This is a genomic window from Leptospira ognonensis (assembly GCF_004770745.1).
In the GTDB taxonomy this organism is placed as follows: domain Bacteria; phylum Spirochaetota; class Leptospiria; order Leptospirales; family Leptospiraceae; genus Leptospira_A; species Leptospira_A ognonensis.
Map to the genome: position 1 here is coordinate 1 of NZ_RQGD01000047.1, position 12,654 is coordinate 12,654.

General features: G+C 40.3%; 14 protein-coding genes. 9 read left to right on the plus strand and 5 right to left on the minus strand.

All coding sequences use genetic code 11. The annotated features are described in order from the left end of the window. Positions 1 to 1,014 precede the first annotated feature (1,014 nt). Positions 1,015 to 1,743, minus strand: a complete 729-nt coding sequence (locus tag EHQ58_RS18160) for a hypothetical protein (protein WP_135625492.1) — start codon at positions 1,741 to 1,743, stop codon at positions 1,015 to 1,017. Between the two features lie 392 nt (positions 1,744 to 2,135). Between EHQ58_RS18160 and EHQ58_RS18165 the strand changes: the two genes are divergently transcribed. The 4 genes from EHQ58_RS18165 (at position 2,136) to EHQ58_RS18180 (ending at position 5,721) form a co-directional block, all read left to right on the plus strand. Beyond that, on the plus strand, positions 2,136 to 2,813 hold the full coding sequence (locus tag EHQ58_RS18165; protein ID WP_135625493.1) for a hypothetical protein: 678 nt from the start codon (positions 2,136 to 2,138) through the stop codon (positions 2,811 to 2,813). Positions 2,814 to 3,441: 628 nt separating this feature from the next. Then, the gene (locus EHQ58_RS18170; protein ID WP_135625494.1) at positions 3,442 to 3,954 is read left to right on the plus strand and encodes a DUF2938 domain-containing protein; all 513 of its coding nucleotides are present in this window, start codon (positions 3,442 to 3,444) and stop codon (positions 3,952 to 3,954) included. 10 nt (positions 3,955 to 3,964) lie between these two features. Then, positions 3,965 to 5,107, plus strand: a complete 1,143-nt coding sequence (locus tag EHQ58_RS18175) for an MFS transporter (protein ID WP_135625495.1) — start codon at positions 3,965 to 3,967, stop codon at positions 5,105 to 5,107. Next, positions 5,104 to 5,721: a DUF2306 domain-containing protein gene (locus tag EHQ58_RS18180; RefSeq protein ID WP_135625496.1), complete on the plus strand. Its 618-nt coding sequence runs from the start codon at positions 5,104 to 5,106 to the stop codon at positions 5,719 to 5,721. Before EHQ58_RS18175 ends, EHQ58_RS18180 begins: the two co-directional genes overlap by 4 nt. Positions 5,722 to 5,741: 20 nt before the next feature. On the opposite strand, the gene EHQ58_RS18185 is transcribed toward EHQ58_RS18180, so the two are convergent. Next, complete coding sequence (locus EHQ58_RS18185) at positions 5,742 to 6,956, minus strand: HD domain-containing phosphohydrolase (protein ID WP_135625497.1); 1,215 nt, start codon at positions 6,954 to 6,956, stop codon at positions 5,742 to 5,744. A gap of 475 nt (positions 6,957 to 7,431) precedes the next feature. Between EHQ58_RS18185 and EHQ58_RS18190 the strand changes: the two genes are divergently transcribed. After that, positions 7,432 to 8,490 carry a DUF1554 domain-containing protein gene (locus tag EHQ58_RS18190; RefSeq protein WP_167883687.1) on the plus strand — a complete coding sequence of 353 codons (1,059 nt, stop codon included), beginning with the start codon at positions 7,432 to 7,434 and terminating at the stop codon, positions 8,488 to 8,490. A 67-nt stretch (positions 8,491 to 8,557) separates the two neighbouring features. On the opposite strand, the gene EHQ58_RS18195 is transcribed toward EHQ58_RS18190, so the two are convergent. Both EHQ58_RS18195 and EHQ58_RS18200 read right to left on the minus strand, forming a co-directional pair. Further along, positions 8,558 to 9,799 (minus strand): serine hydrolase domain-containing protein, encoded by a 1,242-nt coding sequence (locus EHQ58_RS18195; protein ID WP_135625499.1) that lies wholly within the window; start codon positions 9,797 to 9,799, stop codon positions 8,558 to 8,560. Between the two features lie 13 nt (positions 9,800 to 9,812). Then, positions 9,813 to 10,259, minus strand: coding sequence for a TIGR04452 family lipoprotein (locus EHQ58_RS18200; RefSeq protein WP_246047437.1), 447 nt, complete (start codon positions 10,257 to 10,259; stop codon positions 9,813 to 9,815). A gap of 199 nt (positions 10,260 to 10,458) precedes the next feature. Between EHQ58_RS18200 and EHQ58_RS18205 the strand changes: the two genes are divergently transcribed. Then, complete coding sequence (locus EHQ58_RS18205) at positions 10,459 to 11,037, plus strand: hypothetical protein (RefSeq protein WP_135625500.1); 579 nt, start codon at positions 10,459 to 10,461, stop codon at positions 11,035 to 11,037. Then, entirely contained in the window at positions 11,034 to 11,453 is a 420-nt protein-coding gene (locus EHQ58_RS18210) for a DUF3995 domain-containing protein (protein WP_135625501.1), read from the plus strand. The genes EHQ58_RS18205 and EHQ58_RS18210 overlap by 4 nt, the downstream gene beginning before the upstream one ends. 63 nt (positions 11,454 to 11,516) lie before the next feature. Here EHQ58_RS18210 and cueR read toward each other — a convergent pair whose 3' ends face one another. Next, entirely contained in the window at positions 11,517 to 11,903 is a 387-nt protein-coding gene (gene cueR, locus EHQ58_RS18215) for a Cu(I)-responsive transcriptional regulator (protein WP_135625502.1), read from the minus strand. Between the two features lie 125 nt (positions 11,904 to 12,028). Between cueR and EHQ58_RS18220 the strand changes: the two genes are divergently transcribed. Beyond that, entirely contained in the window at positions 12,029 to 12,451 is a 423-nt protein-coding gene (locus EHQ58_RS18220; protein ID WP_135625503.1) for a hypothetical protein, read from the plus strand. Further along, positions 12,444 to 12,647 carry a heavy-metal-associated domain-containing protein gene (locus EHQ58_RS18225; protein WP_135625504.1) on the plus strand — a complete coding sequence of 68 codons (204 nt, stop codon included), beginning with the start codon at positions 12,444 to 12,446 and terminating at the stop codon, positions 12,645 to 12,647. Before EHQ58_RS18220 ends, EHQ58_RS18225 begins: the two co-directional genes overlap by 8 nt. Positions 12,648 to 12,654: the final 7 nt, after the last annotated feature.

Consider the following 12,654-nt stretch of genomic DNA (forward strand, 5'->3'; position numbering starts at 1 on the left):
TTTATAAAGGAACAATTTAACCATCCCTTGTTAGATGAATCGGAATGGTCACGCTACGTTGTATATTGTAAATGACGAAAGTTGGCTTTCGCTCCGAAAGCACTCCTCGGTTTTCAACCTTCGTCGTCTAGAAACAGTCTCCCAGACTGTTTCTGTGTTGAATATTGGAAATGATTGGTTGGAAACAACCTAAAACAAATGCCAGTTAAATGGTTAAAGTAAAGATAGAAGCCTCACCTAAGACGTGGGGCTTTTTTGTGTCTAGAGAAAGAGATGTGATGAGACATAATAAGAACGTCAATCTATCGAACCCCCACCCGAGTTAGGGTGGAGGGGAGTGGTTCGTGGGAAGGTGCAGATTTTCCCTTATCATAAAATGATGATCTAAACAATTGAAACTCAATTTGATAAAAATTTTCTGATGTTAAGTGCGTATTTTTATTTTAAAGAAGAGATGTTATGTGTCTTTTCAAAGTTTTTCTCCACAGAAATAAAACCAGATTTCGAAAGTAATTTCCCACCGAAACTAATTGAATCATTATTTTCAATGCAGACTATTATGAGGTAGAGGAGGCTTCTTTGGGACTAGTCCATGCAAAATTAACTCTTTTCAATCATCTCTTCAAGCAAAAATCGTTTGTTTAACGTAAGTTGATGTAGGCGGCGTCCCAAGTGCAAGCCAGGACTAAGATTTTTTTTGTTCTGAGTTTCAAGGTTTCAAAAAAAGTCAATCAGTATTGGTATATAGTGATACATTGTGAGTAGAAACATACCCCATAAATAATACTTTTCACTTGGTGAGTGCGTAATGTAAAGTTTAAGGAAAGTAAAATTCGCCTCCTTACCACCCGGACAAGCAGCATGCAAAAAAAAGCTCGATAGGTAGAGAATCGAAAATTCACACATTAACATCCATTCGATTGTTTTTTGATTCTTGAATTTACAATCTCCGCTCTCATCAGAGCTTAGCAATCTAGGGCATTCAGGAAAGTATTGGATGAGAGGTATTTCTTCTTACCTAATATTAAATTTATATTTAATATAGGTATCTTCGTCTGCTATGTTTATTTGATTCCAGTCCCACGTTAAACCATCTAAGCTAGTATAGCCGAAAGAAAAATAAGGCTTCTCTCCTGTTGATAACCATTCATGCCAAGAAGTAGGAATTAAAACAATTCGATCAAGAAGATACCATTTGACTCCATCGGGTTGTGTGCTACTGGATAAAAGTTCAACCTCAAGATCTTTCAGAATTTTCAATAGTACCTCGATTCTATCAAAATGCTTGTATGTATCCAATGTTATTTCAAATTTTTTTGATGGTATTTTTATACTTAGGGGTTGAGTTATTTTTTTAAATTTTTTCAAATCTTCGATTTGATTTTGGATTCTATTTGAATTTTCCTCTTGCTCTTTATCCCAATTTTCTATTCCAATTTTTTGTTTTTGCATCGACTGGTAATCATCAGAATTAACCCAGATAACACGATCTTTGTCACCCGATTCATTTTGTATAAAAAAATAATCCTGTTCCTTTTCTGCTTTTAAATTGTATGTATATTTTTTTATAACATTCATTTGTTCTTTTTTTAGAAATAATTTATTTTCATAAACATGCATACGAGTTGATTGAATCCAAGGGTCTGATTCTTCTTTGATTTTTTTGTTTCCGTTTTCGGTAAGAAAGGAGTCAATGATAGGTAGAACATCTCTTAGATCCGAAATAATTTTATTTTTATCCATTTTTTTGCTTCCGATTGAAGTAATTTTTACTTCTTAAGCTAACTAGCAATGTTAAATCTGAATTAAGTCTTTAAGGAATACAAAAATTGCATAGATTTGCATCAGAAATGGAATCCTCTGCATCTCCGACAGATTGCTCATTATGAAGATTAAGTCTGCTTAAACGCGACTATATTTTTTTAGAAAAAATCGGTAAGCTGCGGTTTAATTTTCCATGAGACATAACGAGGCCGTGCCATTCCTTTTGACCTTTGAAACATTTGTAGTTTTCAAAATACCTCTTGATGATAGTGTTAGCTTCACCGAAAATGTAGGACGAAGTACAAGTTTTTGAAGACTTCAAATTAAGAAGAGTAACGATCTCATGATTCAAAAGGGGTAGTAGGTTAATTTTGAAATTGTTTAAATCCTGGGAAGAAATCGAAATTGCTCCCATCTTTCTGAAACAGACAAAACAATTTGGTGTGATCAATTTATATGATGATTTAAAAAGACCACTAAGCAGCGGCTGGATTATGATTCATAATGAAAAAAATATGCTAAGGTTGGAGAGCCTCGGAACAATTGCTAAAATCCAGAATGAATTAAATGCTATAAAATTCTATCTGGAGTATTTATTTGAAAGTGAATTAAGAAAGGAATCTCATGCTATTCTTAAAGTAGAGAACAATACTTTAGTCATCTTTACAGATGAAGAATTGCGGTTCAAAATTTTACTTCAGTTAACAAAACCTAATGCTAACGAATGTAAATACACAATCGAAGAATTTATGAGTTTTCCAGGTTATTGGGCTTTAGAAAATTTTGAATATGAAAGAGAACCATTTGATTTGAAATTTCAATATAGCACTTCTGGATATCGAATCATACTGCGGGAGGATCAACACATTTGGCGTCAGTATGGCTGCATCCAACCCATGAATTCGGCCATGACATCATGGACTCACGAGATTCTAAAAAAATTAAAGATACCCTCAACTGAAATTGATCCTTGTACATTTAACATTGACTCTATCAATGATTTTTTAGATTTAACAAACATATTTCGTGAAAGAACTTCTTCTTTTTAGCTTAGCTTCACCAAAGAATTTATGCATTCTATTAAGCTAAAATTTACCGCATTTTAGCAGTAATCCCTGCTCGACCTTCTGTTCCGCTAGCAAAAAATATCAGCATGGAAGATAAAAGTAGTATTACAAAGATTGCCTAATTTGTAATTGATTCCTATTCAGGAAAGTTCACGCGGTTTGCAAGTAACCTAACACCGGCAAAACCCAATCCGAAAAAAAGGCCAGATAACCAAAAAAGATTTTTCCAGATTCCCATCCCCCGGAAACGGTAAAGAAACGGTCACCATACTTCGGTAAGACTCTTGTTTCTAAAATTTTTTCAAAATAAAATGAAAAATGCTAAGCCTACTCGGTTTGATATGTGTCTCTGTCTTGTTGATCTTCCGAAGTACCTCCCGAATAAGATATCTTAATTTTTTTTTGTAGTCCTGAATCATCGCAGAATATTCTTCTTCTAGTCTTTTTTGATCCTTTCAGAAGAAATTTAAGGGTTCAGGAATGCTAGGTAATTGTGAAAATGCGCCAATTTTTTTCCTCGGGAGGAGTTTTTTTGTGAGTAAAAAAAAGTAGACACAAAAACATTCAATCAAACGATAGAATGAAATAATGAATCTTGTGGAGGCACAAAATGGATCATTCATTGGTTTTTTATCTCAGGGTTGCTTTACTTGGAATTGGCGCGACGTTACTAATGGATTTTTGGCGCTACTTACTTTTCAAGTCTATGGGCGTTATCTCTTTAGATTTAGGTCTATTGGGCAGGTGGGTGGGTCATATGTTCCGAGGGAGATTAGTCCACCAATCGATTTCTAAAAGTCAGGCGATACCCGGCGAAACGCTTCTTGGTTGGGTTTCTCACTATGCCATTGGAATCACATTTGCGTTTCTTCTTCCTATCATTTGGGGAGAAGAGTGGTTGCATGAGCCTACTTTCTTACCTGCATTGATCGTCGGGCTCGGTACCGTATTTGCGCCTTGGCTACTCATGCAACCAGCGATGGGAGTAGGTGTCGCTGCTTCGAAAGCTCCCAAACCGAGTCAGGTGCGAGTCCGAAACATTGCAATCCATACAGTTTATGGTCTTGGTTTGTTTGCCAGTGCCCTGCTTCTAAAAGAGTTATATTTCATGGGAAACAAGTGAGGTAGAATGCATGTATCAAGTTATACTGATTGCTTTAATCGTTCTATTTGGTTTTTTTTCTGTTGGGATTCCTCTTGCTACATTACCAAGTTTCATTCGTGATGTATTAGGTTTTAATGATATTTGGGTTGGCTTAGTTCTTGGTTTACAATCGGTAATAACTTTGGTCTCACGGCATCATTCGGGTACTTTAGCGGATTTAAAGGGTCCAAAAGTTGCCGTTCGTCGTGGACTGTTGTTAGCTCTCTTTTCTGGCACCTTGACACTTGTGGCAGTATCCATGAGTGGTTATGTCAGTCTAATTGTTCTGATTTCGGGTCGCTTCCTCTTAGGTCTCTCCGAGAGTTTGCTGATTACCGGGGCGCTTGCTTGGGGCATTGGACTAGCTGGACCGAAAAATGCGGGTAAGGTTATGAGTTGGAGCGGAATGGCAATGTATGGATCCATCGCAGCATCGTCCCCACTTAGTTTTCTTTCTTTAAGTTACTTTGGATTTCCAGGCGCGATAACGTTAGCTATTTTGCTCCCGTTCCTCGCAGGATTAATTTCAATGTTAGTTGCCTCATCTCCGGCGACAGGTGTAGAGAGAATACCTTTTTACAAAGTTTTACCTTTGGTTTGGAAACAAGGGATGGGACTAGCCTTTGCTGCCGTGAGTTTTGCTGGAATTGCTGGCTTTAGTGCGCTGCTCTTTAAACAAAACCACTGGGAAAATGCTCCCTGGTTAATGACAATTTTTGGAATCACATACGTCATAGCTCGAGTTTTCTTTGGGCAGACTCCCGATACCTTTGGGGGAAAAAAGGTTGCAATGGTGTCTACCGGGATCACAATCATCGGCCAAGTGATGATATGGCAAGCGGGTTCTTCTTTACTTGCGTTATGTGGTGCTGCATTTACTGGTTTTGGTTACTCGCTTGTTTTTCCCGCCTTTGGAGTTGAAGCGGTAAAAAACCTTGAAGGAAAGTATAGAGGTGTTGCTCTAGGTGCCTATGTTGCCTTCTTTGATCTTGCTCTTGGCATCACTGGTCCTATTTCAGGCCTTGTCGCCAATACGTTCGGATACCCAGCAGTTTTCGCACTCGGTGTTGGTGCGTGTATGATTTCTTTTTTATTTGCCATTAGCTTAAAACAGAATAAGGATTACTTATGAATTTCATTAAATATTATTATATTCCTTTCGGATTGGTTCTTTTTTCCGTTGTTCCCGTACTTGCTGGATTATTTCGCATAGGTACAATCCTTCAGGGAGGTCCAATTACAGTCGAAAATGAAAGATTTTTCATTGAAGGAATGTCTGTGATCCTTCATATCTCTGTTGCTTCAATTTTCTCGATCTTTGGTGCCTTTCAATTCTCAACGAGAATTCGCGAACGTTATGTTCGTTGGCATCGGCTTTCTGGGAGGGTGATGGTTCTCGCAGGAGTCATGGCTGCCGTAACTGGATTATATCTAACAATTGTTTTTCCAAAACTTGAAACGGATGGGCCAACGCTATATTACGTTCGTTTGGTTGTAGGACTTACGATGTTGGCGAGTCTAGTGCTTGCGGTTCGCGCCGTATTAGCTCGTAATTTTAATTCACATGGTGCTTGGATGACACGTGCATATGCATTGGGTCTTGGTGCAGGAACACAAGTTTTTACTCACCTACCTTGGCTACTTATGGATGGGAGTCTTCCAACTGGTCTCATCCGTGATTTCGCAATGGCGTCAGGTTGGTTGATCAACTACCTGGTCGCTGAGTGGATAATTAAACGCAAGTAAGCTGCTAAAATTTAGAAATACTAGGAATGAAATTGTTCTGGATGTTCGGAGTATAATTGGATGCAGATTTCTACAACATCTGCATCCAATTGTATGCCAGCCAAACGTTTGATTTCTTCTAATGCCACCTCAAATCCCAATGCCGGTCGATATGGACGAAACGAAGAAATAGATTCAACAATATCTGCGACTACCAGTATGCGGGACTCAAGTAATATTTCACTGCCACTGATCCCACGCGGATAGCCTGACCCATCGAGCTTCTCATGATGTTCTCTGACCATCCGAGCAATAGGCCAGGGAAAGGAGATATCTTTGAGAATACGGAATCCCGTTTCGGAATGTTCGCGAATTAATGCCATTTCCGTCGCACTTAGCCTGGATGGTTTGGTAAGAATCTCACTTGGTATAGCAATCTTCCCGATGTCATGTACCATCGCCGCGAGCTGTAAACCTTGGACACGAAATTCACTCCATCCCATTTCTTTTGCGATTGCACATGCAATTTTAGAGACGCGGTCTTCATGTCCTGCGGTGTAGGGATCTCGACTTTCAAGCGTTAAAGATAAAGCCTTTATTGTTTGATAAAGTATCTCATTTAACTGTCGTTGCGCATTTAAATTTTGTGTTTTCTCGGCTGCGAGTTGGACATTGAGATCTAACTTTTTAATGCCATGAGCTACCTCATCTGCCATAGCTTGGAAAATTTGTAGGATCTGATTTTCAAATGCCAATGGCTCAGAAGAGTATATCATCAACGCCAATCTGCCATCCGGGTAGCCGTTAATAGGAATGGATAGGCTTGACCGAATGCCATAAGCAGATGCCTTCTCCGTCCAAGATGAAAACGATTTGTCACCTTGGGAATCTGATAAAACGTGTGGTTGTCCACTTCTAATACTCTTTCCAGTGGGACCTTGCCCCAACGGAGAATCTTCAGACCAACTAACTTCCAGGCCACTTAAATAACCTTTAGCTGGACCTGCAGCTGCTAATACTGAGACATACTTTTCTGGCGTATTTTCAGCCAAACCCACCCACGCTAGGAGATATGGTGACTCGAGTGTTAAAGTTTCACAAATCGATTCGAGTAAAAATGGAATCGACTGCGAAGTCGCCTTTGTCTGAGCAACCTTAGCAAAGGCAGTTAATGCCCAATTCATCTCTTGAAGGGAGAGCGAGGAGCTTTTCCAAGAGAATCTATTTCTGACGTTGGAATTAACTTCTGAGCTCATTTTAATTTATCACAGGAGAATTTTCTCATTGTCGTTTTGTTATACCTGGAAAGATTTTTTGATTTGCTGATTGAAAAAGCAACTACGTAAGAATATGATTCCATTAGTTTTCGTAATCAATTACGGGAATCAACTAGGACTCAGGGAAAATACTATCCGGCTTTGCAACCTGCGAATCGGATCGTTACGACACGTTGATTCTCGATCATATTTTTGTATTATCTTTCTAGTTTTGTGAACAGCGTTTCTAAGTGTAAATAGAATTCCCAATCAAGCAAGTCAGGGATCAAACAATCGTTGAAAGTAATCTCAATCCAAAAAACAAAAAGAAGAGATGTAATAACATCAAAATTCGAATAAATAAATGTATATGATGGATGATGATCGCGTACAAGTCGTACAAATACTTCAGATTATAATTTACTTTCGGGTATTGTTTATAAATCATGGGATCATTAGGGTTTGGAATTTAAATTTGAATCATTTTGCGATTTTGCTCTTTATTTTTTCATTCTGCCTGTCCTTTACTTCCTGCAAACCAGCTCTCGCATCAAATTCATGCGATACAACATCTCAGAAGTATTTAATACTTCAATTTTTACTTTCGGCTATAAATCCAAATATGACTCTCTGCGGAGCGCCAAGACCAACAACTCAGACAATTATTACAAAACCGTCAGATGAAACCGGTGCGACATCAGTACCAGTATCCTCTGGAGTAACGGTATCTGCTCCCTCACTTGGCTTTACGCTTAAAAATGGAGGTCTAGACTCGGTCACTCTTAAATTAACCAAGGAGCCTAATGCGGCAGTCACACTTCCCTTGGGGGTGTCTCCCTCCTCCCAGGCAACTGTCGCACCTTCCTCGCTCTCCTTTACGTCGGCTAACTGGAACATTCCGCAAACCGTTACTGTCACAGGACTGGACGATGTAAACTATGGTGTCAGCGCAAATTTTATTCTGACTTTTGGACCTTCCGTGAGTTCCGACACATCTTTTAATGGACTCTCTGGGTCGAGCACTGCAATAACGAATAGGGACTACAGAAAGCTCATCTTTGTTTCCAATTTGACTCAAGGAAATTTAGGCGGGATTTCTGGTGCTGATTCTCTTTGTAATTCAGATTCAAACAAACCAGTAAACACGGGAAGCTATAAAGCATTGATTGTACATCCCGGAGTTCGAGTCGCATCTGTTACCGCAAACACGGGAGACGGACAAATAGACTGGGTTTTACTACCGAACCAGTTGTACACACGTTCGACGGGGCTACCTATCATGACAACAAATGCAGCATCCATTTACCTTTTTGGTCCAAATTTGGCAAACTCGGTTTACACGGCTGGAGATGCCATCTGGACGGGATTTTCTGCTGCCAACGACTGGACCGCTGATGGAGGATGCACTGGATGGACAGTTACAGGAGGGAACGGCCCATACTCTGTTGGAAATTCCGTTACCTTTCAATCACTATTATTTGGTGGGAGTATCGTATGTACAAACAATGGTCGATTGTATTGTGTCCAACAATGAATTGTTAGTTGGCTGATTTCGGGAAAATTGACCCTCCAAAATAAACGACTTCTTTTGAGAACAATACCTATTTTCCGATCAAGGTGTGAATGTACGGCCGAATCGTTTCTGAAAAAAATAATGAGGTTGATGACGGTGGTAAAAGCGAAAGTCCATTTTTAACACCTAAATTGTTAACCGCAAGAATCGCCATATAACCCTTGTTCCTGTCGATCCATGGATAAAATCCGTTGATGCCGATGCTATGTGAGATTAAATCTTTATCACATTCTGTGGGATTGGTTGTAGCCGTGCAATAGCGCCAGTTCCCTAAGCCATATTGCCACTTGTAACCAAAGGCTGAAAATTGAGAATAGCCAATGGTAGCGCCTTGGTATTGGTCGCTGAGAATCTCAGACACCGAAGAGGCAGTTAAAAAATTAGCCAAATCGCCGCTGGAAGATTTTGCGGTTCCACTTCGTAAGAGTGCCTGCATCATCCGGGCATAATGTTCCGGTGAAATCGTGAGCCCATATGCTCCCGACAAGCTTCCATCTGTAGCAGTGTCGCTTGATCCTGTGAAATTACCCTTCCAGAGTGCTTGGTTAGAATCCCAACCGAGAGGGGTAACGATAGCGGAAGTAAAGATCTGTGTCCAAGTCAAGGAACAAGACTTTTCTAAAATTCTTTGGGCCACGGCCATATGATTGGAGTTATATTGAAAAAGTGCACCAGGTGTTCCCGTGGAAGTGTCGCGAATGGATTCTACGCATTTATCTTTTTCATCACTTGTCGCTAACGCCGGTAGGGTTGCGATACAACTCGCCTGGCCAGATCCAGTACCACCTGGTGCGTTGAGACCTGAGGTAAAGGAGAGGAGTTGTCTCAGCGTGATCGTTCCTTTTGTGCCACTCCAACCGAGTGCTTGGCCTGTAGTTGTATTCAAACTGATATTGGTGCCAGAAGATTGGCATTTATTCGTAGTTAGGAGGCCACACGTGCCCGCATTTCCAGCAGAACAATCAATAGCTCTCATAGCTGTCACCGCAGTAACCCACTTTGAACCAGAGGCTATGGCTTTGTAAGTATCGTAATTTAAGATCGATTGACGAGCATAAATGCGATTTCCGGTGCTATCAAATATTTGTAGACTAGCTCCTTCATCCGTTGTTTTTACATATTTGTCAAAACAGTCGTTGATACTCGAGCAGCTGGTGGTGATTCCACCGTATAATAACGCCATGGCACCGCTATCCTCCTTTACTTGAGGGTGGCAATTGAGAGCAAGGACTGTGAAGAGGAGAGCAAGTTGTATTTTTTTGATGTGCATATGGAAACTCCGCTTACAGTTTAATGTTTTTAGACAAGTCTAGGATCTTAGGTGACTTCTCAAGATGGCAAGAACTAAGAGCAGAAAGTAATGCTGCATCTCTCAGTGGTCCCAAACTCCCAGCGGGAGCGAGGGATTCGTAAGCAAGTCCGAGTGCCAATGCACCCTTGGTTTCGATGTCACTTTCACATTGGGCAACCGAAAATTCTCTGTAGTATTCAGAGTCGGAGATGGAGGAGACTACTGGGTATAAGATTTGTGCTAAGATTCCATTGATGACCAAAAGAGGTAAGATGGCCGATCCGCCACCCTGCATACCGTTTTGCGAGATCCAGAGCGAAGTCGCCGTCACTTCTGCTTGAGAAATCGATGCACTGATTCGTTTTTTGGCATCACTTCCTTTTACGGAAGTCTCCATATCTGCCGCAGGATCGAGCAGGGCACACTGAAACAAACTCAAGAGGAACAGGTAAGAAAGTGAGAGCCTAACTATATGCATAATTGATTAGACATCTAATCATTTCTTCCCATTTCTGTCGAAACAAAATTGAGCCGTTGAGCAAATAATCGTTCGGAACACGGACTGATTTTTCTGGTAATAAATTTCTCGTCTATGTCGGAGTTAATTGTTAAGATGGCAAACAAAAAGGTAGGTTGAAATGCTTAAATATATCGCGGTTCTTTCCCTTCTCATTTCTGTCTTAAATTGTTCTACATCTCCGACAAAAACACGTGTTTCGGAGATAGATTCCATTGAAATCAAAGGGAAGAGTGTTTTTACGATCTCTATCCCTCATTTGACGGAGGCAAGTGAAGTCGGTGCGTTTACATCGGGGATCGTTCTCATTACAGGTTCCTTAAAAACCTTACCAACTGTGCCTGAAGATTTGAAATCTAAAACGAAAGAAATTGTGAATTCGACTCTTACCGAATCAAACCAAGCAGTGGATGTAGTGATCACTATTGCGAATAAACTGGGGAAATTTGATTACTTACTACTCGTGACTTCAGAAGAAGTAGCCATCACCTCTACTATTTTCGGCATTCCTATCTCATCGCAAAAAGGGATTCTTGTAAATTCCAAATTGTATGACGCAGCGAGCAAATCCTTTGTCTCGTCGGCATCAGTCCCGGCGATCACTGAAATCCCTCCGACGCTTCCCGATGCTGACAAGGCAAAACTGGCAGTGATTACTGAAGCGGCAAGGAAAGGAATCCTGACGTTGATCAAAAAATGATACTTATCCTCTCATTCCTCTTATCACTTCTTTCTGTTCTACATATTTACTGGGCCATTGGTGGACTTTGGCCAGGTAAAACAAAACAGGACTTAATTGATAAGGTCTTTGGAAGAGGGGAAACGTTTCCTTCTATGTTCGCATGTTTGGTTGTTGCCTTTGGATTATTTTTGGCAGCACTAACTCCCATACTTTGGTTGAACAAAGAGGCATTCCATTTTAACCACCTAATGAATCTTTTCTTAAATGTGTTCTGTTATGTTTTAGCCTTTATTTTTATTTTACGTGGTGTTTTAGGATATTTACCATTCATCACCAAATTCTGGAATCCGGTTTTTGTTTCTTACACGAAACGTATTTATAATCCGCTCTGCATTTTGATCGGGTGTGGGTTTTTAGTTTTAATCTTCGCGTAAGGGATACGTCGGGCCTCCTCTCGTGCCTTGGCAGGACAGGAGCAAAAGCGCACCTTGAATAGGTTAGGTTTCAAATCGCTCTAAGATCGGGCAGTCAGGTCTATGATCTCCGTGACAGCTATGAACTAAATGTTTGAGAGTATTTGCCATATCTTGCATTTGTTTGAGCTTGTGTTCCAAATCTTCCAAGTGTTTGGCCGCTAGTTGTTTTACTTGTTTACTGCTACGTGTTTTGTTTTTCCAAAGACCTAACAAATCTTTGATGCTATCCAAAGAAAATCCAAGCTCCCGCGCACGTTTGATAAAACGTAAGTAGTGCACATCTTCCTCAAGGTAAAAGCGATACCCATTTTCGCTCCTACCTGCCATCTGTATGAGGCCGATTTCCTCATAATGTCGAATTAGATTGGTGCTGACTCCAGATTCCTTAGAAAGTTGCCCAATATTCATATATTCCCCCTCGATCCCCAAATGAAAAAAAAATTTAAAAAATGCGTTTTTTTTCTAAAACGCTTATTGACCTTCCAATAGTTGTAAGGTTTAGACTGGGTAACATGTTCACTAAAGGAGTCAACATGAAACCAAAACAAAATTTATTAAAACTGGCAGTACTTTTCGGACTGGTATCTGCCCAAAGTATCTTTGCCCATGGGGAGCATAAACCAGGTCCGCATGGAGGGGAAATTCGGATGCCGGGTGCTTTTCATACGGAAGTCTCGAGTTACAAAGATTTGGGATTCAAAATCTATCTTCTAGATATCAATTTTGAAAATCCTATTTCCAAAGATTCTAGCGTGTTAGGAAAGGTGCTATCCAATGGTAAGGAAATCGCCTTAAGCTGTAGTTCCCACCCTGATCATTTTTATTGCGAATTCCCTAAGGGAGTTTCAGTCAGCAAGGGGGAGCTCATACTAATCCCCACGCGCGCGGGAAGTAAGGGCGCCCAAACAAAATACGTCCTTCCATTGAACGAAAAAAAGGAGCATCATCATGGTTAATTACGAAATTTCAGGTATGACTTGCGATCATTGCAAAATGACAGTAGAAAAAACTTTTAAAGCGATTGGTAAACTAGCAACCGCAGATGTTGATTCAGAAATTGTTTCTCTGCATGAAACATTGACAGGTAGCGAGTACAAATTGGTCCAGGAGAAATTGGACGAGGAAGGGTATACACTTGGAAACGCTAAGTAAACACTTT